The 21301-nt window shown below is 45.3% G+C and carries 19 protein-coding genes; 15 read left to right on the top strand and 4 right to left on the bottom strand.

All coding sequences use genetic code 11. The features are described 5' to 3' along the window. Window positions 1-150: 150 nt before the first annotated feature. Both G588_RS19280 and G588_RS0105225 read left to right on the top strand, forming a co-directional pair. Complete coding sequence (locus G588_RS19280; protein WP_022777704.1) at window positions 151-1185, top strand: 5'-3' exonuclease; 1035 nt, start codon at window positions 151-153, stop codon at window positions 1183-1185. 98 nt (window positions 1186-1283) lie between these two features. Then, the gene (locus tag G588_RS0105225) at window positions 1284-1988 is read left to right on the top strand and encodes a lysophospholipid acyltransferase family protein (RefSeq protein ID WP_242830340.1); all 705 of its coding nucleotides are present in this window, start codon (window positions 1284-1286) and stop codon (window positions 1986-1988) included. Between the two features lie 32 nt (window positions 1989-2020). Here G588_RS0105225 and G588_RS0105220 read toward each other — a convergent pair whose 3' ends face one another. After that, complete coding sequence (locus tag G588_RS0105220) at window positions 2021-3280, bottom strand: sensor histidine kinase (RefSeq protein WP_022777702.1); 1260 nt, start codon at window positions 3278-3280, stop codon at window positions 2021-2023. A gap of 266 nt (window positions 3281-3546) precedes the next feature. Between G588_RS0105220 and G588_RS0105215 the strand changes: the two genes are divergently transcribed. Both G588_RS0105215 and G588_RS0105210 read left to right on the top strand, forming a co-directional pair. Further along, entirely contained in the window at window positions 3547-6732 is a 3186-nt protein-coding gene (locus tag G588_RS0105215) for a glycosyl hydrolase 53 family protein (protein WP_022777701.1), read from the top strand. Between the two features lie 127 nt (window positions 6733-6859). Then, window positions 6860-7039: a hypothetical protein gene (locus G588_RS0105210; RefSeq protein ID WP_022777700.1), complete on the top strand. Its 180-nt coding sequence runs from the start codon at window positions 6860-6862 to the stop codon at window positions 7037-7039. 3 nt (window positions 7040-7042) lie between these two features. On the opposite strand, the gene G588_RS22400 is transcribed toward G588_RS0105210, so the two are convergent. Next, a complete protein-coding gene (locus tag G588_RS22400; protein WP_022777699.1) occupies window positions 7043-7213 on the bottom strand; it encodes a hypothetical protein in 171 nt (56 codons plus the stop codon). Between the two features lie 243 nt (window positions 7214-7456). Between G588_RS22400 and G588_RS19275 the strand changes: the two genes are divergently transcribed. Continuing rightward, window positions 7457-7654, top strand: a complete 198-nt coding sequence (locus tag G588_RS19275; protein ID WP_022777698.1) for a DUF6465 family protein — start codon at window positions 7457-7459, stop codon at window positions 7652-7654. A 77-nt stretch (window positions 7655-7731) separates the two neighbouring features. Here the strand turns inward: G588_RS19275 and G588_RS0105195 are convergent, their stop codons facing one another. Then, window positions 7732-8745 carry a glycosyltransferase 61 family protein gene (locus G588_RS0105195; RefSeq protein ID WP_022777697.1) on the bottom strand — a complete coding sequence of 338 codons (1014 nt, stop codon included), beginning with the start codon at window positions 8743-8745 and terminating at the stop codon, window positions 7732-7734. 136 nt (window positions 8746-8881) lie between these two features. Between G588_RS0105195 and G588_RS0105190 the strand changes: the two genes are divergently transcribed. The 5 genes from G588_RS0105190 to G588_RS0105170 all read left to right on the top strand — a co-directional run bounded on the left by G588_RS0105190 (window position 8882) and on the right by G588_RS0105170 (window position 14026). Next, window positions 8882-10180: a hypothetical protein gene (locus G588_RS0105190; RefSeq protein WP_022777696.1), complete on the top strand. Its 1299-nt coding sequence runs from the start codon at window positions 8882-8884 to the stop codon at window positions 10178-10180. 129 nt (window positions 10181-10309) lie between these two features. Then, entirely contained in the window at window positions 10310-11437 is a 1128-nt protein-coding gene (locus G588_RS0105185; protein WP_026668587.1) for a glycosyltransferase family 4 protein, read from the top strand. Window positions 11438-11447: 10 nt separating this feature from the next. Then, a complete protein-coding gene (gene pseC / locus G588_RS0105180; protein ID WP_026668586.1) occupies window positions 11448-12653 on the top strand; it encodes a UDP-4-amino-4,6-dideoxy-N-acetyl-beta-L-altrosamine transaminase in 1206 nt (401 codons plus the stop codon). A gap of 4 nt (window positions 12654-12657) precedes the next feature. Further along, window positions 12658-13668, top strand: coding sequence for a UDP-N-acetylglucosamine 4,6-dehydratase (inverting) (gene pseB, locus G588_RS0105175; RefSeq protein WP_022777693.1), 1011 nt, complete (start codon window positions 12658-12660; stop codon window positions 13666-13668). 199 nt (window positions 13669-13867) lie between these two features. After that, the gene (locus tag G588_RS0105170; protein WP_022777692.1) at window positions 13868-14026 is read left to right on the top strand and encodes a rubredoxin; all 159 of its coding nucleotides are present in this window, start codon (window positions 13868-13870) and stop codon (window positions 14024-14026) included. 78 nt (window positions 14027-14104) lie between these two features. Here the strand turns inward: G588_RS0105170 and G588_RS0105165 are convergent, their stop codons facing one another. Next, a complete protein-coding gene (locus G588_RS0105165) occupies window positions 14105-15283 on the bottom strand; it encodes a hypothetical protein (RefSeq protein WP_022777691.1) in 1179 nt (392 codons plus the stop codon). Window positions 15284-15390: 107 nt separating this feature from the next. Here G588_RS0105165 and G588_RS0105160 point away from each other — a divergent pair, with 107 nt between their 5' ends. From G588_RS0105160 to G588_RS23335, 5 genes are all read left to right on the top strand, one after another. Further along, a complete protein-coding gene (locus G588_RS0105160) occupies window positions 15391-16848 on the top strand; it encodes a hypothetical protein (RefSeq protein WP_022777690.1) in 1458 nt (485 codons plus the stop codon). 68 nt (window positions 16849-16916) lie between these two features. Further along, window positions 16917-18302, top strand: a complete 1386-nt coding sequence (locus tag G588_RS19270; protein ID WP_022777689.1) for a sugar transferase — start codon at window positions 16917-16919, stop codon at window positions 18300-18302. A gap of 36 nt (window positions 18303-18338) precedes the next feature. Next, a complete protein-coding gene (locus tag G588_RS21300) occupies window positions 18339-19076 on the top strand; it encodes a glycosyltransferase family 2 protein (RefSeq protein ID WP_022777688.1) in 738 nt (245 codons plus the stop codon). A gap of 25 nt (window positions 19077-19101) precedes the next feature. Beyond that, window positions 19102-20226, top strand: a complete 1125-nt coding sequence (locus tag G588_RS19260) for a glycosyltransferase (protein ID WP_022777687.1) — start codon at window positions 19102-19104, stop codon at window positions 20224-20226. A 36-nt stretch (window positions 20227-20262) separates the two neighbouring features. Next, the gene (locus G588_RS23335) at window positions 20263-21183 is read left to right on the top strand and encodes an NTP transferase domain-containing protein (RefSeq protein WP_330361404.1); all 921 of its coding nucleotides are present in this window, start codon (window positions 20263-20265) and stop codon (window positions 21181-21183) included. Window positions 21184-21301: the final 118 nt, after the last annotated feature.

Genomic DNA, 21301 nt, shown 5'->3' with positions numbered 1-21301 from the left:
CATATACAAGTCATAAGAAATCTCCTACCAAATCCCGGTGCATCTTGCCAATGCACCGGGTCTTTTTCTGCGAAAAAAAGAAGGACTTTTATGGCGATGCAAATACATGGTATCATTGTAGGGTAAGTAATTATTCGGAGAGTGAAGAAAATGTCCAAGGAAAAATTCATTTTGATAGATGGCAGCTCCATGCTGGTAACCAATTACTATGGGAATCTCCCCAAGGCTCTTTTGTTCGAAAAGGATCCCGAGAAAAAAGAAAAACTCTATCCCCAGATAATGCACAATGCAAAAGGTCAGTACACCAACGCCATGTACGGCATGATGCGCACAATACTGAAGATCATGGCTGATCAGCAGCCTACACATATGATGATCGCCTTTGATAAGACGAGAGATACCTTCAGAAGGCAGAAATATGCTGAGTACAAGGGGAACCGCGGGGAGACCCCGAAGCCCCTTAAGGAACAGTTCGTAAATATGGAGAAGATGCTGTCGGACATAGGCTTCCAGGTTATGTTTGACGACAACTTCGAGGCGGATGATATCGTCGGAAGCGTTGTTTCCAGGTATGAGAAGGAGATTCCCTCTTTTATCATTACCAAGGATCATGACTATCTGCAGCTTGTCAGCGACTACACCAGAGTATGGCTCCTTCAGACCAAGCAGGAGACCGCAGATGAGCTGTTGAATAAATATGGCGGCGACTACGGCTGGAACAACAAGCTGGTAAGGCTCCCGGATAAGGCCTTCGAGGTGACACCGCCTCTGTGCCTTGCTGAGTACGGAGTTCGTCCGGAGCAGATTCCGGATCTCAAGGGCATCCAGGGTGATACCAGCGACAATATCCCCGGTGTTAAGGGCGTCAGCAGCGCTGCAATCCCGCTTCTTAAGGAGTACGGAACCGTTGAGGGAATCTATGAAGCAATCGATGGGTGCGACGGTGACAAGGCCCTGAAAGCCCTTGGAGGCTATTGGAAGGAGGCCCTTGGCATCAGCAGAAGCCCCATGAAGGCCCTCTGCGAGTACCGTGATATGGCAGTTATGTCCAAGGAACTGGCTATGATCCGCAGGGATTATGCCTTTTCCCAGAGCCTTGATGATTTCAGGATCGCTTTTGACAAAGATAAGGCAAAAGAGGCCTTTGAAGAGTACGGGTTTAAATCACTTTTGGAAAAACTTTGACATTGCGGGCCCATGAATAAATATGCTATAATCTTCGGATGCATTACATTGAAAAAGGGAAACATAAAACATTGATGCGCAATTTTTATCACACTATTTTGATAAATCTTCATAGAATAGTTTATTACGTTGTTAAGTCCAGATGGTGGCTCAGGGATGTTAACTCCCACTCCGAGGAAGAGAGATACGCCCTTGCCAACGAGATGATCATCAAGATGAATAAATCTGCGGGAACCACAACGGTAGGTTACGGCGAGGAGAATCTTCCCAAGGAGGGCGGATATCTTCTTGTTCCCAATCATCAGGGCAAATACGACGTATGCGGAATCGCCAATACTCATAAGAATCCAATTACCTTTGTAATGGACGAGAAGAGATCGCATCTGATACTGGTCAATGAGATCCTGGGACTTGTTCAGGGTAAGACAATACCTTTGGATGACCCAAGGCAGGCACTCACAGTATTTACGGAGATCGCGGAGGAACTCAAGGAAGGGCGCAGGTACATTATTTTCCCCGAGGGCGGTTACAAGGAGAACAACCGCAACATCGTGGAGGATTTCAAGCCCGGAAGTTTCAAGCTGGCGCTGATGTCCCACGTGCCCATCGTTCCGGTGGCTCTTGTGGATTCCTACAAGGTGTACAACAGCGATCATTTCGGACCGGTTCAGACCTATGTATACTATCTGGAACCCATCTACTATGAGCAGTACAAGGACATGAAGACCAGAGAGATTGCCAAACTGGTAGAGGGCAGGATCAAGGATAAGATCAAAGAGCATATGGAGAAGGCGGAGCAGTAAAGTTAAGCTCCGGAGGGATCACAGACAGGACATCACAGACAGGTCATCACAGCCTTAAGGATGAAATTGTTTCCCTCCTGGGTGAAGCTGGCAGCTCCGCTGTATTTTTCGGCAATGCTCTTAATTTGATGACTTCCTATACCGCTGGGGATATCCCTGGTGCTGATGGGAAGTCCGTCATTACCAAAGCTTGTGGCCACAGCAACGGGATTCTGGGTCATGAGCTTTAATTTTTTGCCATTATATACGATTTCAATCTTAATCTGACGTTTATCTGCGTCAACTCGCTCCTGGGCCTCCACGGCGTTCTCAAGTGCGTTGGCCACAAGGGAAGTAAGGTCAGTCTCCTCCATGGGGAAGCGCTCGGGTACCATGGCCTTGACCCTCATCTTAAAGCCGAGCTTCTGGCATCTTGAGGCATAGATGGTCAGCAGCTCGTTCACAATACTATTCTCACAGAAAGACACAACTGTAACCTGTTCCAGCATGGAGTCGAATTCCCTGAGGTATTCGGCTGCTTTGTCGTACTCTTTTTCCTGGATGAGGGAAGCCAGAACACGGTTGTAATGGCGGAGGTCGTGCTTGTACCTGCGGATTACCTGCTCATTGTTCTGGTAGATGGAGAGCTGCTCCTTGAGCCTTCTGGTGCGCTCGTTCTGGAAGTAGGCGAGCTTCTCGTCGGATAGCTTTTTGTCAATCTGATAGGCGGTGAGCTCATATTCGATAACCGCAGCGGTGAACATGGCAACAAGATATATTATGGGGAACCACTGAACCATGTTGCGGCCGTAGGGCTGCAGATAATTGACAAGATCCGTGTAAAAGAGTGTGACGCTGAGGACGAAGCCTGACAGAGCACTGATGCCGCCGTAGATGACTCCCGCCAGATAGTTGGTGACAAAGGGGAGGATCAGGACAAAGAGCCAGTAGGCATCCATTCCGATGGTCCAGTCCGTCTCGGTGATAAAGCTAAGGAACAGAATAAGACACAGGCCAAAGGAGGTAAATATAGCGATGTTTGTGTGCTTGCGGGTGGTCCTTACCAGTATGAGATTGGTCAGCAAAAAGAGCTGAACGAAGATATTGGTCACAACCGCGTGACCGTAGGAGGCCATAAGAGCCGGAATGGTGGCCGATATGCTGTAGATTATAAAGGCGATAAAAAGTATGGATATGGTGCGCTTTCGCTGTTCCACCACATTGGGATCGTTCTCGAATTCAATGAGTTCTTTTATGCTGTAGCGATGCTTCCATTTGTAAAAAGAAAAAGCAGACGTTAATTTCAGATTCACTGGTGGCCTCCCCCGGGTTATTTGAACTTAGATACTTATATCATAATAATTTTTGGCATTTTAAACAAGATAATCAGAAAAAATTGCGCTTGTTGCGCATCAGTATCCATGGGCTTTCTAGGTATTTTCACCAAAAGAATACGGCTGAAATTGTGGTAAAGCGTTAATTGAAAAAGGCTGTATGACGGTCTTAAAATAGTTAATGGATTATCGAAATGCGCAACATTTGTTGCGCAAACACCAAAATATTAGGGGAGGAAAACGGTATGAAGAAAATATCCTGGGGGAAAACGTTGTCTGTGATCATGGCTGCGGCAATGGCAGTCAGCCAGTTGATGCCGGTTACGGCTAAGGCTGCGGAGGAAGAGATTCTTTTGGAAGAAGCCGGCGAAGATGCGGTATTCGAGGACGATGCAGATGTCAAGAATATCGAAGAGGCCGCGGGCAGCACAGACAAGAGTGCAGACAATGAATATGAGCAGCTGATCCTTACAGAAGATGTTGCTGAGAGCGCAGAGGATGAGCCTGAACTTACGGAAGAATCGGTGGAGCTATTAGAGGAGTCAGGCAGCATTGAGATTAATAACCCCGACATGGAAGAGGATATCTGGGGCGACCTGGCAGGCTGGAGCGTAGCGGTAAGCGACTGGGATGCTACAGGGGCTTCCATCAAGAGCTACAGCTATTCATCGGATTCCTGGATGAACAAGCCTTCAGACGGCTCCGACAGCGGCGTTAACTTCTGGTTCGGAAACGGCGACGGCGTTCTTACTTTTTCACAGGAAATAAGTCTTAGCGCAGGAACCTATACATTATCCTCAGAGGCTATGGGAGAAGGGGCTATCTTTGCAGTCGCATTCGGAGAGTATTCTTCCGAGGGCCAGAGTCTTACGGGCTATAATAACTGGCTTACGGAAGAGACCTCTTTTACCCTTGAAGAAGAACTTACAGCTGCGGTAACTGTGACCTTCAATGTCAAGAAGGATGGCTGGGGCTATCTTAATAATGTGAAGCTTGTAAGAAAGACCGAAGGCGGCGATGAGCCGGGCCCCGGAGAAGAAGAGGTTACCCCGGTGGATGCAGATATTTATGTGGAAAGAGTAAAGGGCCTTGGAGATGACTTTATCTCCGGTGTGGACGTCAGCTCCTATGTGGCTGAGAAGAACAGCGGTGTAAAATACTATGATTTTGACGGCAATGAGCTGGATGATCAGGGCTTTTTTGATTTCCTTGCAGGCTGCGGCGTCAACTATGTGAGGATCCGTGTCTGGAACGATCCTACCGATGGCAATGGTAACTACTACGGCGGCGGAAACTGCGATATCGAGGTGGCCAAAAAGATCGGAAGCCTTGCAACAGCAGCAGGCATGAAGGTTCTCATCGACTTCCACTACTCGGATTTCTGGGCTGATCCCGGCAAGCAGACAGCACCCAAGGCCATGAAGAACATGAGCCTTGATGAGAAGGCTGCAGCTATAGAGGAATTTACCGTAAACAGTCTGGAGAGCCTCATTGCGACAGGCGTTGATGTTGGAATGGTTCAGATCGGCAACGAGACCAACAACGGTGTCGCTGGGGAAAAGAGCTGGGATGGCATGGCTAAGATCTTTTCCGCAGGCAGCAGTGCTGTAAGAAAAGTGGCGGCAGCTTCAGGAAAAGAGATTCTCGTAGCAGTTCATTTCACCAATCCGGAAAAGAGTGGAAGATATGCTTCCTACGCTAAGAATCTTGATAGCTACGGTGTTGATTATGACGTTTTTGCATCATCTTATTATCCGTACTGGCACGGAACTCTGGAGAATCTTACCGGTGTTCTGAGCGATGTGGCGAAGACCTATGGCAAGAAGGTCATGGTTGCTGAGACATCCTATATCCACACCTGGGAGGACGGCGATGGCCACGGCAATACTGAGTATCAGGGCAAAAGCGGAGATGTCTACGGCTTTGACGTATCGGTTCAGGGCCAGGCCAATTCAGTTCGCAGCGTAATAAATGCAGTTGCTGACGCAAAGAACGGTATAGGTGTATTCTATTGGGAACCCGCCTGGATTCCTGTTCAGGTATATGACAAGAGCGCAGATAATGCGGCAGAGGTCCTCACACAGAACAAGGAGATCTGGGAGACCTACGGAAGCGGCTGGGCCAGCTCTTATGCAGGAGATTATGACAAGGACGCAGGCACCTGGTACGGCGGATCTGCGGTAGATAACGAGGGATGGTTTGACTTTAACGGACATCCGCTTGCAACCGCAAGGATCTTCAATTATGTGAGAACAGGAACCACAGCACCTGTTACCGTAACTTCAGTAAAGACAAGTGATGTGACAATAGAGCTTGGAGAGAGCGTAGACCTTCCGACTGTAACGCTCGTATATTCCAACGGTAGCACCAAAGAGGTAGAGGCATCCTGGAACGGAAGCGACATCAAATATGCTCTGTATATGGGAGTTGGAACCTATACGATTGAAGGCGTAGTGACCCTTGATGACAAAACTATCCTGGTGTCCTGCACACTGACAATACTTCCCGTTAACCAGCTTAAGAATCCGGGCTTTGAAGATTCAGACATGTCCATGTGGCAGATTACCGATGCGAATTCCTGCGTCGGAAGGCAGGCTGATTCCAGCAATGTTCGCACAGGCAGCTACTGTCTCAAGTTCTGGGATAACAAGCCCATTAACTATACGGTCACTCAGAAGGTAACCCTTGATGCAGGTATATATTACCTCGGCACACATATCGAGGGCGGCGATGCAGGAAGCGATGCCAGGTTCGTTCTTTTTGCAGAAAAAGGAGGAGTTCGTCAGGAAACAGAGACCGGAGTGACAAGCTGGCAGAACTGGGAGAATCCTGAGGTAAAAGAGATTCTTGTTTACAACGACGGCACCGAGCTTACCGTCGGCGTAAGCGTACAGGCACAGGCAGGAGCCTGGGGCGCCTGGGATGACTTCTATCTCTACAGAGACGGCGACGGCATTCCGATCGAACCCATAATAGAAGGCGAAGAGGCCGGAGTTACAGGCAACTGGAAGAACAAGTGGGGCAGCACCTACTTTGTTAAGAACGACGGAACCAAGGCCACCGGCTATGTGATGGTAGACGGAGTATATTATTACTTTAATGCAAAAGGAGGCATGACTAAGAGTGCCTTCGTCGAATTCCCTGAAGGCAAGCGCTTCTTCGACAAAGAAGGCAAAGAAGTTCACGGCTTCATGATGAGATGGGGAATAACCTATTATTTTGATCAGGATGGAATCATGCAGACCGGCAAGGTAAATATCGATGGCAAATACTACTATTTCAAACCAAACGGCAGCATGCAGAGATTAACATTCATTACCATAGACGGCAACAAATACTATTTCCTCTCCGACGGAACTATGGCCATCGGAACCTTCAAGAAATGGGGCAAGACATATAATACCGATGCTGACGGTGTGATCCTTAACTAATTGAGATAAAGTGACTAAGCCCAATAGCAAATGCAGCACCCCTCGAATGAGAAGGATGCTGCATTTGTTTTGAAGAACGATGATTGGTATAATGTTTATGTATATACTTAATCTTGGAGAGTGTGGGATGAATAAACTTCTGATCATTTATGCCGCTGTGATTTTTATCTTCGCCGTAGTGCTATTCACATATGCCGAGCTTCATAAAAATGCGGAGCAGGAACCGGAAACCTACAAGTGGATGAAGGTCTTTTCCTTTGTGCTTCTCGCCATTGCAGTGGTCTGCTTTTTTGGCGGCAAGGGATAAGCGTTATTTACTCCAGGTGCGAAGTCCCGCAAAAGCGCAGGAAGACAGATCAAGTCCGCAGTCAACGCTTGAAAGTGTGCGAAGGCTGGGCTTAAATTCCTGTAAACGTATTGCCTGGAGATTCTTGAGGAAAGTAGCGGTTGCATTGGAAATGTTTGATTGCTTGTTTGCCATAGAGTCACCTCCTTGTGATAACAAAGGACATTAACGTGGTCAAAATGAGCATCAATATTAGAAAAATCAAGATATTATCTGTCTTTCATTTGTCTTCATTATAATTTACAAAAAATGGTGTGAAAAGTGGTAAACTATGTAAAATATGCCTATTTTGAAATAATCATTCACACTTTTTCGAAAAATGAGTTATAATATTCCTAATATGTGTATATAACATTCTTAGAAGGGGAGGAAAAAATCATGGCAGCAAGCAAGGTTAGTGCTAAAATTGAGCTTCAGTTCGGAGACAAGGCTTACACTGAGGACCAGATTGTATCCATGGCTAAGAAGGCATACGGCGGCAAGGACATTAAGAGCCTTGACATCTATGTTAAGCCTGAGGAGAGCAAGGCATACTATGTTGTTAATGGTGACGCAACCGGCAGCGTAGAGCTTTGATTTTTTTTCAAACATGCAGAAGCGGACAGGAACCTTCCTGTCCGCTTTTTTCATTTATATTCGATTACAATGAATTTTCAGTGGAAAAGCCAGTATAGTTTGTAGGCTTTTGGAATTCGGAAAAATAATGTGGTCAGGGCAATGCGGATATGAGAGCCTGCATCATCCTTGATTTTTATTCCTTCCCTGCGACAGTACTCCTTAAGCTCGGGAGTAAAGCACATAAGGTTATTCTCGTGGTTGGAGCCCTTGGCATAAGCAGGGATATTTTGTACCCTTGCCCTGGCTGCGCGGTTGATGACGCTCTGGTGAGAAGGCTCCAGCGGATATCTGTCCAGGATTATCAGCTCAGTACCCGGAGCTGCGAACAGGATGTTGTGTGCTATGGTTCCTGTTGTGGTCACCAGGGTTTTGCAGTGGCTGTAGTACCAGATCTGGTGACGGAAGGGAATTTCTTCCGGGTATAATACCTTGAAACCGGTAGCAGCAAATACTTTTTCCACGGAGGCTTCACCTAATTGTTTGCTCCCTCTCGAGATGCGGGATCTGGACAGATAGATCTTGTCATAGGTTTCCAAATCCTCTTTTATCACATCTGCCACATGTCTGAAAGGTGCAATAAAACTGTCTGATATGTAATGACCCGGGTAGTAAGAAACATCGGGGATATAGATTTTTTTGTATCTCGTTAGTTTCTGCGGCTTGATAATATCTTTTTTGGCATCTATCCCGAACAGGCCAAACCACTCTTCGAAAAAGGATTGCCGGCCTTCGATGTTAGCCAGTATCTTTTTGCCCTTGGAGATATTTTCCAATAGCCCCCACATGCGAACTGTGCCGTCCACCATGAAGTGGCCCCAGTGGCTTCTGATAAAGCCAAGATAAAAGACTTCCTCGTCTACATAGTCACATTCCTCAGAGCCTGTAAGGTCGTCGCAAATAGCATATTCCTCTTTGCCCACTTTTCGTTTGCTGGTATTTTCTATGAAGTGACCGTCTGCGTCAAAGGCGAAGAGGCACTGCTCATCAGGAAGTATATAGGCGTTCTGATATTCGCGTATTCTAATGTCGTTGTTTGTACTTAATTCCATTATTATTCTCCGATTCATGGCGATTATGATTATTATAGCCAAAAGGTTTTCAAAGGACAAATCATGTTATGTCACATAATTCACTGTTATGTTATTATTTAAAAGAATATGAGAAAAAACAAGGAAGGCAAATTGGATGTTTATACTGCGTGATCTGAAAATACTTTTAAAATCTCTGCTGATACTGGGCATATGCATCGTAGCGGGGTATCTCCTCCTGATCCTTGTCTACATGCTTCCCACAGGCAATATCAGAACAAATATCAAGAACTGCATAGAGCAGTATGAGACATTCCAGACTTTTCCCGAGTGGGCAAGGGGATATCAGTTTACCGCAACCGATGATTACACGGATGCCACCTATATCCTTCCAAATGCCGTATATCCGGGGGAAGGTGATGAAAAGAATCCTTTCAAGAATGCAGCGCTGGTTCCGCATAATGATTATGTTGGCGTTATCCATGACATAGTCTATGAACTTAGCGATAACTTCAGAAGTGAAGAGATAGATAGTTTTCCTTTCTGCTATACCAGATACTGGCATGGCTATCTTGTGATTCTTAAGCCCCTTCTGTGTATCTTTAGTTTGAATATCGTCAGAATGATGAATGCCGGTTTGGAGTTTATATTAATGGCTCTGATACTTATGCTGGCAGTGAAAAAGTCCGGCAACATGAAGCTTGCACTGTCTCTTATGGCGTCATTTATGCTGCTTAATCCTATCAGCTGCGCAATCAATTTCCAACTGGCGGCGGTTATGAATATAATCCTTGTGGCGATCATGATCCTTATGCTGTGGGGAGATAAGATAACACCGGAAAAGGGAGCGCCGTTTTTCTTCCTTGCAATAGGGATAGCGGTGGCATATTTCGATTTTCTTACATATCCATTGGCATCATTGATCCTGCCACTTAGTGTTTATCTCTGGCTCCATCATACTGAAATCTGCGGTGCAGAAGGAGATAACAGCAGTAAGTTCTGGCAAGGTCCTGTTTTCCTTATAAGAAGCGGATTCTTCTGGGCCTTTGGCTACGGCGCATTCTGGTTGTCCAAGTGGGTGCTGGCAACGGTTGTTTCTGCTATTACAGGTGCAAACGAGTATCCTCTTAAGGATGCCATGAAGGAAGTGGGCTACAGAAGCGGCCTGTCGGGAGAGGGCTATCCCTATCCTATGGTAATTCTCAAAAATATCATGGTTCTGGCTAACTGGCCTGTTATCATTTTGATCCTTGCTGTGATCGCAGCTCTTATTGTCTATGGAATAAAGAACAAGGGAAGAGGTAAAAAAACAATTCCGGCGTATGTTTGCATTATGATCGTGCCTTTTTTATGGTGCGCGGTTACACTGGAGCATTCCTATGATCATGCGGTGTTCGCATTCAGAAACATGGCCTCAGCAATACTGCCGTTTATGCTGCTGGGACTGAGGGATTAAGCCCTTTCCATTCTTTTATATCGTTAACTTGCATAGTGTGATATAATGTAGTGTCGAGTTTTATGTGCATGGAGCAAAGTTGTGAAAAATCAAGGCATAGCCGTTGAAGATACCAAACTTAATATCGCCATGCTGGGCCAGAAACGTGTGCCTTCAAGAGAGGGCGGCGTTGAGGTTGTAGTGGAGGAGCTGTCGGTAAGAATGGCCAGGAAGGGACATAATGTTACCTGTCTTAACAGATCGGGACATCATGTGGCCGGCGAAGAGTATGATGCCATTGTAGGGCATTCCTACAAGGGGGTTAGACTTAAGAGTGTTCCAACCATTAACAGGAAGGGATACGCTGCCGCAACAGCGTCCTTTTTTGGTGCGCTTTTGGCTGCACTTGGAAGGTATGATGTGGTACATTTCCACGCTGAGGGTCCCTGCGCCACCATGTGGATACCCAAGCTCTTCAGAAAAAGGTGTATAGCCACCATCCACGGCCTTGATCACAGAAGGCAGAAATGGGGCGCCTTTGCCAGCAAGTATATTATGAAGGGCGAAAAATGTGCCGTAAAATATGCGGATGAGATCATAGTTCTGTCCAAGAGTGTACAGGATTATTTCAAGGAGACCTACGGAAGGGATACGATTCTTATTCCCAACGGTGTCAACAGACCTGTTGCCACGCAGCCGGAGCTGATCTCTAAGAAGTTTGGTTTATCCAAGGACGGATACATTCTTTTCCTGGGAAGACTTGTTCCCGAGAAGGGGTTAGAGTACCTGATAAGGGCCTTCAAAGAAGTAGACACCGACAAGAAACTGGTTATAGCCGGTGGCAGCAGTGACATGAAGGAATTCGAAGAAGGTCTCAAGAAACTTGCAGCAGGCGATGACAGAATCGTGTTTACAGGCTTTGTTCAGGGAAGGATATTGTCAGAACTACTAAGTAACTGTTATACTTACGTTCTTCCTTCGGACCTTGAGGGAATGCCTCTTACTCTTTTGGAAGCCATGAGCTACGGTCAGTGCTGTCTTGTATCCGACATACCCGAGTGTATCGATGTGGTAGAGGATAAGGCCATGGCCTTTAAGAAGGGCGATTACAAGGACCTTAGGGATAAGCTGCAGATTCTTTTGTCAGACCCGGACATGGTCGTAAGGTACAGACAAGACGCAGCCCCCTTCGTATGTGAAAAGTATAAATGGGACAAGGTTGTTGAGGATACACTTGATGTATACCGCGGCACCTATAAGAAAAAATTCAGTAATTGAGGATTATCATATGGAAAAAGAAAAACTGGCAATTAACGGCGGAACCCCCGTCAGAAAAGAAAAGATCTATTATGGCCGCCAGTGGATTGACGACAATGATGTCAAGGCTGTTACACAGGCCCTTGTGGGTGACCTTATCACCTGCGGCCCCCAGGTTACAGCCCTTGAGAAAAAGCTCTGTGAAGTGACTGAGGCGAAGTACGCCGTTGCAGTAGCCAACGGAACAGCAGCTCTGCACTGCGCCATGATAGCAGCAGGCGTAGGCCCCGGAGATGAGGTTATCACCACACCCATGACCTTCGCGGCATCAGCCAATTGCGCAGTATATGTGGGAGCGAAGCCTGTTTTTGCAGACATCGATCCCGAGACCTACAATATCGATCCCGATAGCATCGAGGCCCATATCACAGACAGGACCAAGGCTGTTGTGGCGGTGGACTTCACCGGACAGGCCGTTGATCACGACAGGATCAGCGCCATCTGCAAAAAGCACGGACTGATCTTTATCATAGACGGTGCCCACGCCATCGGAACCAAATACAAGGGTGTTCCTGAAGGCTCCCTGGCAGATATGACCTGCTTTAGCTTCCATCCCGTTAAGACTGTTACATCAGGAGAGGGCGGAGCCATTACCACCAACGATCCTGAGCTCTTTAAGAAGCTTCATCTTGCTTCCCAGCACGGAATCACCAAGAATCCCGAGGAGTTCGAGGGCGAATGCGAGGGACCCTGGAGCTATGAGATGCAGACCCTTGGATTTAACTACCGTATGACGGATTTTCAGGCAGCTCTTTTGATAAGTCAGCTGAACAGGCTCCAGGAGTTCTCCAAGAGAAGGAGCGAAATAGTTAATAAGTACAACGAAGCCTTCAAGGACGTTCCTGAGATCATAGTTCAGCAGGAAATCCCTGAGTCCGACACCACAAGGCATCTGTATATCATAAGACTTAACTTTGACAGATTATCCTGCACCAGAAGAGAGTTCTTCGATGCCATGAGCGCCGAGAACGTTCAGTGTCAGGTTCATTACATACCGGTTTATTACTTCCCCTTCTACAAGAGAATGGGATATGAGAAGGGCCTGTGCCCTGTAGCTGAGAAGGTATACGAGGGAATCATCAGTATTCCTCTTTATCCTCTTCTTACAGACGCTGATGTTGATGATGTTATAGCGGCAGTCAAGAAGATCGTAAATTGGTACAAAAAGGAGATTTAAATAAATGGAAAAATCAATTTTAGATAACAAGACCATACTTGTAACCGGCGGAACAGGTTCTTTCGGACATTGCTTCACCGAGTATGTGCTTGAGCACTACAACCCTAAGAAGATCATCATTTACTCCCGCGATGAGTTCAAGCAGTTCACAATGGCTAATGAGAAGGTTTACAAAGAGCACGCAGATAAGATGAGATTTTTCATCGGCGATGTAAGAGACGGCGCAAGACTTGAGAGAGCCTGCGAGAATGTTGATTATATTGTGCATGCAGCAGCTCTGAAGCAGGTTCCTGCCTGTGAGTACAACCCTGATGAGGCTATCAAGACCAACATCAACGGTGCTCAGAATGTTATCAATGCAGCCCTTAAGACCGGCGTTAAGAGAGTTGTAGCTCTTTCTACAGATAAGGCCGTTGATCCCGTTAACCTTTACGGCGCAACCAAGATGGTTTCCGACAAGCTCTTTATCGCAGCTAATGCTTATGCAGGCAGCAAGGATATCAACTTCTCAATCGTAAGATACGGAAATGTAGCCGGTTCCAGAGGTTCTATCATTCCTCTTTTCAAGACTCTTGCAGAGAGAGGAGAGAAGGAGCTTCCTATTACCGACTTCAGAATGACAAGATTCTGGATCAGCCTTCCCGAAGGTGTTGAGCTTGTTCTCAAGGCTCTTTCAGAGGCTAAGGGCGGCGAGACCTTCATCAGTAAGATCCCTTCCTTCAAGATCACAGATCTTGCAGAGGCTATGTATCCCGGAATTGCCACCAAGGAAATCGGCATCAGACCCGGCGAGAAGCTTGATGAAGTTATGGTTACCAAGGAAGATGCTCCCAACACCTATGAGTATGAGAAGCACTTCATCGTTTATCCTCAGATGTCTTTCTCCCATGAGATTGAGATTGCTCCCGGTGGAAAGAGAGTTCCTGAGGGCTTCTACTACAGCTCCGGCAACAATACAGAATGGATGAGCGTAGAGGAAATCCGCGCACGTCTCTCAGAGGCTGTAGAGCACTGATAGCGGACGATGAAAAAATTGGGGTCTGACCCCAATTTTTTTTTGCACATAGCGTGAGGCCAGTATTTATCAGTGGTTGCGAAAATATAAATTGTGTCTAAACTGTGAATTGGGGTCAGACCCCAATTTTAGTTTTATGTGGTATAATATTCATATGTTTCCGATAAATCATTCAATTTGCAGAATGGAGGGTTTGCTTATGAAGTATGTATGTGGCACCTGTGGATATATTTATGATGAAGCTGCCGGCGATCCGGATAACGGAATTGCTCCGGGAACCAAGTGGGACGATCTTCCTGCAGATTTTGTTTGTCCCCTTTGCGGTGTAGGCAAGGAAGAGTTTGCTGTAGAAGCTTGATGAGATGATTGTAAAGTAAAAGGCTATGCACTTTTTGAACGAGGTGCATAGCCTTTTTAATGTTAATTATTTCGGTGTTTATCTCAGTCCTTTGAAATAGTCGTAGCAATAACCTATGTAGGCTGCGAAATATGCGATGGCGCAGATCCATAACGGGATGGGACTTCCGTATATCAGTGCATTTGAATAGGTACAGATGGAGCATATCATCATGGAGATAGGAACCCACAAATACTTTCTGCGGAACATGAGGACATATACGAAAACAAAGATGATGGCGGTGTAATCATATCTCTCATGCATCGCGGGAAGGAACATATAGCAGGTCCAGATACACAGTCCTGTCAGCTGGAATACTCTTTTGAGGTCAAGTTTGTCCTTCTGCATAAAGGAATAGTAGGCTATGATGACGAAAATGGCTATAGTTGTCAAAATCGCAGCTCTGTAGAGCCCGTAGTAGTCGTTAAGTCCAAGCAGGTAGAAACCGGGAGTATTGATCGTCATGGCATCTTCCTGGCCCATCTGTCCCAGATAGGTCTTATAGACGTCCTGCCAGCGTCTTCCGCAGGCAATGGCGGGAACGCCGAAGGCAATGTACCAGGCCGGAATTTGGAAGAACTGGAAAAATGTGAACTTGTGGAAGCACACATAGGTTATAATAAAGAACGGAAGCACAAATATCATCTGAAGCTTGAAGCAAAAGCCCACAGACAAAAGTACAAAGGCAAGCGTATGCTTTTCCTTCAGAAGATAATACAGGCTTGCAAATGTAAACATTGTATAGATTGAATCACACTGTTTCCAAAGGGATGAATTAAGTATCACATGGGGGAGATACAAAGTTGCTATAGCTACAAACAGTGCGAACTTACCATAATTCTCGGATTGATCCATACCTATTTTGGCGCCTATCAGACGCAGCAGCTTATAGATATAGTACACGCTGATATATTCCATTGCACAGAAGAATATGCTAAGGGGTACCCAGGGTTCAACCGGCAGAAGTGAAAACAGAGCGTACAACAGGTTGAAGGGTACGTAGTAATCACCTATTCCCTGCCTCAGACAGGAGACAATTCCATCAGTTCTATACTGTTCGATCCAGGGCTTATAGAAGGTGTTGTAGTCACCGGACAAAAAGGTGTTGGGCGCCAAGGTCCATCTTATCATCACGGATACTGCCAAGAGAAGCAGCATTACTATATGAAAAGCGTGCTTGCAGCAAAAGTCATAGAGTTTTTTATCAATTGTTTGCATGGTTATTCTCCCCAAAACTAATTTCAATAAATTTCAGTATACACCATAATTGGTGTACAATGAAGCTATATTAAGTGACCGGGGATGGAAACGATAGAGGAGGAAATGTGGAAAATATTAAGAAAAGAGAATTGTTGGGAATTGTTCTTCATATATTGATATATGGCTTTCTTGTAGTTTTTTTTACAAGGGTATCACCGCTAATAGCATATGATGTGGATGATTGGGTGTTCTTGGGAGACTTCGGTAATCTTTTGCCCAAATGGAAGAGCTGGAATCCTACCAGGATTTTTTGCACGAATATCATGCCCCTCGGAGGCCGGCTGGGGGCACTGCTGTATCCCGTGACCGGTGATTATGTAAGGGCAGTAACTCTCTCATCTGCTCTAATATTATCAGCATTCATTACTGTGATGTGCTATCTGTTCCTTCAGATGGTATTAAAAAGGATATCAATGCCATTTTGGAGGGGACTGATTTCGGAGGGAGTTTTTCTTGCTTCATTCTTTCTGGTCTTCAGAAACAGACCCTCCAGCAGTTTTATGTTTCATGCAGCGGATCTGTGCTGCGTTTATTTCTATGTGATGTCGGGAATATTAAACGGCTGCATCGTTCTGTACATGATGAGATTTGAGGATTTTGCCAAAGCTTTCAAAGAGCTTTCTCCTCCTGTCAAAATTGTATTTCTGGCAGCATTGTACTTCGCCGTTTTTTCCAACTTATTTCATTCGGCAATAACTGTAGTATATTGCGGGGCCATGATGCTATATAGCATGCTACAGAGTGTCGGTAAAGAAAGTATTCTTTCTATTATTAAAAAGAACTTTTTGTATATCGCTATAATTCTTTTATGGCTGCTGGTACTGCTTTTTGAGAAAAGCGGTGGCAGAGCAGGCTCCTTTGGAGAGCCCTTTGATATAACTGTTTCCATCAGCCAGCTCATCGCCATGATAAAGGCAATATCTGTTCCATACTTGATCGTGATCACTGTTTCGATAGTTTATCTTGCGATTGCTGTGGTCAAAAGAAAGAAGATGAGCAGTGAAATCATTGTATCTGCTGTATCTCTTGTGCTCATTACGGTGTATCTCCTTTTGTTGACGGCACTTATCCATTATTTCAGCCGAATAGAGGCATCCTGGGGGACTTGGTTCTTCCTGATCCTTATCTGCAGTATGTCCCTTGGGCAGATGATAGCCGGAGTAAAAGGTTCGGGACAGGTTTGGGAGAAAGCTGCGCCCGTGTCTATACTTGTGATCATGGTGGTGGCATGTATTTTGCCTGATGGAAAATACAGAATAAGCAGTGACAGGAACGCAGATTATGACAGTTGCTATAAGGGATCCTCGTATTTGACGGGACATATCATAGAAGCCGACAGAAATGGGGAATATGCGATAACATTACCGATTCCAAAGGTGGTTAATCCGGATGATTTTACTTACCAGGAAGGAATCGGGAATACCATAAGTCATACCCTTTATGTACAAGGAGTGATTGACAGAGAGGTTTCAGTCACAGAGATTATAGATGAGAAGCTGAATTCTGAGCTTCTTACCCCTTAACTTTCCATAAGGGGATGCATGTGTTAAAATGACCTTTGAGATTTTAATGCGGAATGGAGAACCGGTAGATGAGTTCACAGAAGAAGGGGAAATATATATACAGGGCAGCATGCACATTGGTCTTTGCTATTTTTGCAACAGGCGTATTTATGATGTGGTGGTATGAATTTGCCAAAGAGAATAACCAGACGGGACATCTTTTGGGTTATGCCAACCTTTTAATGTCAGCAGGAATATATTTCATCTTGTACCTTATACTGGGTAAGGCTCTTAAGGCGTTCAGGATTGGTGTGGACAGAAAGGCTAACCTGCTTGCTTCGCAGGTGTTGACTCTTTTTTGTACCAATGCACTTGAAACCCTTGTATCCTGCGCTATAACCGGCCAGTTCAGATTTTTTCCGGCTTTTTTGTGGCGATATGCACTGATATTTTTGATTCAGTCGGTGGTTCTTTGTTTTGCTACTTTATTATTGGTTGATATTTACAGGAAAATTTTCCCTCCCCACAGGATTCTTGAAGTATTCTGTGACCGCACCGGAGGCAAGCTCCATTTCATGGATGGAAGACCGGATAAGTACAGCATCGGCGAGTCTATCAATATAGATAAATTGGGCGGGAATCTGCAGCCTATATATGACAAGATGTCAGGTTACGATGCGGTCCTTATCAATGATATTCCATCAGAAGTTAAGAACGACATATTAAAAGAGTGCTTCAGCAGGGATAAGCGAGTCTACTTTACCCCGAAGATTTCCGATATTATCGAAAAACATTCAGAGGAGATCAACCTCTTCGATACACCTCTTTATTTGTGCAGAAACAGCGGTATTTCACCCTGGCAGCTGGCAATTAAGAGATTTTTTGATGTGCTGTTATCTCTCATTGGAATAATTCTGACCAGCCCGATCCTTCTGATAACCGCGCTTGCCATTAAACTGGAGGATGGCGGCCCTGTTTTCTTCAGACAGGAGAGGACTACCATTGGCGGCAAGGAATTCAGCATTCTGAAATTCCGCTCCATGATCGTTGATGCGGAGAAGGATGGAAGACCACACCCTGCAGGAGAGAAGGATGATCGTATCACCAAGGTGGGCCATATTATCAGACCAACCAGAATAGACGAGCTTCCACAGCTTATCAATATTATCCGTGGTGATATGTCCATCGTTGGACCAAGACCCGAGCGTATCGAGCATGTGAAGAAGTACACCGAGGATGTTCCTGAGTTTGAGCTTCGCCTTAAGGTAAAGGGCGGTCTTACGGGCCCTGCACAGGTTTTTGGTAAATACAATACCAGCCCCTTGAATAAGCTTAAGATGGATCTGTATTACATAACCAATTATTCAATTCTGTTGGATCTTCAGATATTATTTGAGACAGTCAAGATTCTTGTTCAGAAGGACAGCACAGAGGGATTCTCAGAGGAAAAACAGGAAGAGATGCACGATGCGTGAGCATCTCATTATAGTAAAGGAATTGATGATCCGGTAATGATATCTATAGTTACAGTGACTTACAACAGTGAAAAGACTGTAAGTCGGACAATTGAATCAGTACTAAGACAGAGTGTCGGTGTCCTGGAGCATATCATCGTTGATGGCAAATCCTCCGACAAGACTCTTGAGATTGTGGAATCCTACAGGCAACAGTATGAAGCTAAGGGTTATGTTCTTAAGGTTATCTCAGAGAAGGACAGAGGCCCCTATGATGGCATGAACAAAGGTGTATCCATTGCTACGGGAGACTACATCGGTATTCTTAACAGCGACGATGCCTATGATAACAATGCCCTTGAGATTGTAGAGAAGGCTGTAGCAGACGGCAGCGCTGATATTTATATGGGCGCCATCCGCATTCATAACGGCGAATCACAGATAATTGAGAAACATGCTAAGGATGGTCGGTATCAGACCTCCCGCCATTTCAATCACCCCGCTATGTATGCATCCCGCAGCTGCTACAAGGATGTGGGACTCTATGGCATAGAGAATGTTCACTCAGACTACGGATGGTACTTGAAGGCTCTTAAGATGGGCAAGAAGGTCACGATAATCCCGCAGGTTCTTGCTGATTTCTACATCGGCGGCTGGAGTTCCAAGAAATCTTTTAAGAACACACTTGAGCGAATTAAGACCAAGTATCAGGTTTACAAGGAGAATGGCTATAGCAGACTCTATTATTTTGAATGCTTCGGTCAGGAGATCGCCAAGTATTTATTACTCAAATGAGATTAGAACACAGGTCAGTTAAGTAATGAAAGTTTTGTTGATTAATGCCGTTCTGGGGTATGGCTCTACGGGCAAAATCGTCCTTGATATTGCCAGGGAGTACGACGAGAAGGGCTTTGAGGTTAAAATAGCATACGGAAGAAAACCGGAGATTCCGGCGGGAACTGAAAAATACGCAGTGCTTATCGGCAGTAAGGCTGATACTTACATGCACGGTATCTACACCCGCCTTACGGACAAACACGGACTGGGATCGAGACATGCAACGGCTAAGTTCCTGAAATGGGCCGAGGAATACGATCCCGATATTTTGTGGCTCCACAATATTCACGGTTATTATATAAACTATGAAATGCTCTTTGCATGGATCAAGTCCAGACCTGATATGAAGGTCAAGTGGACCCTCCATGACTGCTGGGCATTTACAGGGCACTGCGCCTATTACACCTACGAAAAATGCGATAAATGGATGACCTGCTGCAGTGAATGTCCTTCACTAGCGCAGTACCCAAAGAGTAATCGCGACAACAGCAAGGATAATTATCTTAGGAAAAAGGCTGCATTTACAGGTGTTAAGAACCTGCAGATAATCACACCTTCAGCATGGCTTAAAGCTGAAGTTGAAAAGAGTTTTTTGGCAGAGTACCCGGTCGAAGTAATCTACAACAGGATAAATACTGAGGTGTTCAAGCCTACAGACAGTTCCTTCAGAAAGGACCATGATCTTGCGGACAAAAAGATGCTTCTTGGAGTTGCCAGCATCTGGGAGAGAAGGAAAGGTCTTGATGATTATATAGAGCTGTCAAGAATCCTTGATGCCAAGGCACCGGGCAGATACAAGATAGTTCTTGTGGGACTTAATGAAGCACAGATAGATGACCTTCATAAGCGAGGCATCAACATACTGGCACTTCCCAGAACAAGCAGTGCCACTAAGCTGGCAGAAATATATTCCGCCGCAGATGCATTTGTCAATCTTACCCATGAGGACAATCTGCCAACCGTCAATCTTGAGGCGGAGGCCTGCGGAACACCGGTAATAACTTATGATACAGGCGGCTGCGCCGAGACGATTCACAGACAGGACAGCGTTGTAGTACCGCAGGATATACAGGCTGTGAGCAAGATAATAACAGATGTGATATACTAAAAAGCGTAGTTTTGGAAAGAAAGGTTTTATATTTATATGAAAGCATTAATTCTTAATTCAGGAATGGGATCACGTATGGGCGTTCTGACTTCAGAGCATCCTAAGTGTATGACCGAGATTTCCTCAAAAGAGACAATATTGTCAAGACAGCTGACACAGCTCTGCGCAGCAGGCATTGAAGAGGTAGTAATGACTACAGGTCTTTTCGATGCGGTTTTAGTCAACTACTGTCAGAGTCTTGATCTTCCGATTCATTTTACTTTTGTGAAGAATCCCAAATATGACAGTACCAATTATATTTACAGTATCTACTGTGCAAGGGAGCATCTTGATGATGACATCATCCTTATGCACGGTGACCTTGTTTTTGAAAACGAGGTTCTGGACAGAATAATCGCTGCAAAGGACAGTTCCATGGCAGTATCCTCTACTCTTGAGCTTCCTGAGAAGGATTTTAAGGCTGTAGTTAGAAACGGCAAGGTAGAGAAGGTTGGAATAGAATTCTTTAATGAAGCTATGGAAGCGCAGGCTCTCTATAAGCTCAAGAAGGAAGACTGGAAGATCTGGCTTGATAAGATCTGCGAATTCTGTGAGAGCGGCAATACTAATGTCTATGCGGAGAATGCTCTTAACGAAGTGACAGATAAATGCGTTATTAAGCCCGCCGATATGAAGAATATGCTTTGCGCTGAGATCGATAATCCTGAAGATCTCGCTGTTGTAAGTTCCAAGCTTAAGGAAATTGAGTCAAGAGTGGTATATATGTGCTTCTCTACTGATATTATCCACGGCGGACATATAGCAATTATCAAAAAGGCTCAGAAGCTCGGTAAGCTTATTATAGGTGTTCTGTCCGATGAAGCTGTAGCCTCCTACAAGAGAATGCCTCTTGTTCCTTTCTCAGAGAGAAAGATAATGTTTGAGAATATTTCCGGTGTTTACAAGGTTGTTGAGTAGAAGACACTGTCCTACAAGGACAACCTTAATGAGTACAGACCTGACATCGTTGTTCACGGAGATGACTGGCAGAACGGCTTCCAGAGACCCATAAGGGATGAAGTTACATCAATTCTTG

The sequence above is a fragment of the Butyrivibrio sp. AE3009 genome (genome assembly GCF_000420845.1).
Lineage (GTDB): Bacteria > Bacillota > Clostridia > Lachnospirales > Lachnospiraceae > Butyrivibrio.
Note: the sequence above shows the minus strand (reverse complement) of the source record. Positions and strands in the feature narration are given on the sequence as shown.

What these genes read in the sequence shown, in the direction of transcription:
- G588_RS19280 (WP_022777704.1), top strand. Translation starts at nt 151, where the DNA reads ATGTCCAAGGAAAAATTCATTTTGATAGATGGCAGCTCCATGCTGGTA.
- G588_RS0105215 (WP_022777701.1), top strand. Translation starts at nt 3,547, where the DNA reads ATGAAGAAAATATCCTGGGGGAAAACGTTGTCTGTGATCATGGCTGCG.
- G588_RS0105210 (WP_022777700.1), top strand. Translation starts at nt 6,860, where the DNA reads ATGAATAAACTTCTGATCATTTATGCCGCTGTGATTTTTATCTTCGCC.
- G588_RS22400 (WP_022777699.1), bottom strand. Translation starts at nt 7,213, where the DNA reads ATGGCAAACAAGCAATCAAACATTTCCAATGCAACCGCTACTTTCCTC.
- G588_RS19275 (WP_022777698.1), top strand. Translation starts at nt 7,457, where the DNA reads ATGGCAGCAAGCAAGGTTAGTGCTAAAATTGAGCTTCAGTTCGGAGAC.
- G588_RS0105195 (WP_022777697.1), bottom strand. Translation starts at nt 8,745, where the DNA reads ATGGAATTAAGTACAAACAACGACATTAGAATACGCGAATATCAGAAC.
- G588_RS0105190 (WP_022777696.1), top strand. Translation starts at nt 8,882, where the DNA reads ATGTTTATACTGCGTGATCTGAAAATACTTTTAAAATCTCTGCTGATA.
- G588_RS0105185 (WP_026668587.1), top strand. Translation starts at nt 10,310, where the DNA reads ATGCTGGGCCAGAAACGTGTGCCTTCAAGAGAGGGCGGCGTTGAGGTT.
- pseC (WP_026668586.1), top strand. Translation starts at nt 11,448, where the DNA reads ATGGAAAAAGAAAAACTGGCAATTAACGGCGGAACCCCCGTCAGAAAA.
- pseB (WP_022777693.1), top strand. Translation starts at nt 12,658, where the DNA reads ATGGAAAAATCAATTTTAGATAACAAGACCATACTTGTAACCGGCGGA.
- G588_RS0105170 (WP_022777692.1), top strand. Translation starts at nt 13,868, where the DNA reads ATGAAGTATGTATGTGGCACCTGTGGATATATTTATGATGAAGCTGCC.
- G588_RS0105165 (WP_022777691.1), bottom strand. Translation starts at nt 15,283, where the DNA reads ATGCAAACAATTGATAAAAAACTCTATGACTTTTGCTGCAAGCACGCT.
- G588_RS19270 (WP_022777689.1), top strand. Translation starts at nt 16,917, where the DNA reads ATGAGTTCACAGAAGAAGGGGAAATATATATACAGGGCAGCATGCACA.
- G588_RS21300 (WP_022777688.1), top strand. Translation starts at nt 18,339, where the DNA reads ATGATATCTATAGTTACAGTGACTTACAACAGTGAAAAGACTGTAAGT.
- G588_RS19260 (WP_022777687.1), top strand. Translation starts at nt 19,102, where the DNA reads ATGAAAGTTTTGTTGATTAATGCCGTTCTGGGGTATGGCTCTACGGGC.
- G588_RS23335 (WP_330361404.1), top strand. Translation starts at nt 20,263, where the DNA reads ATGAAAGCATTAATTCTTAATTCAGGAATGGGATCACGTATGGGCGTT.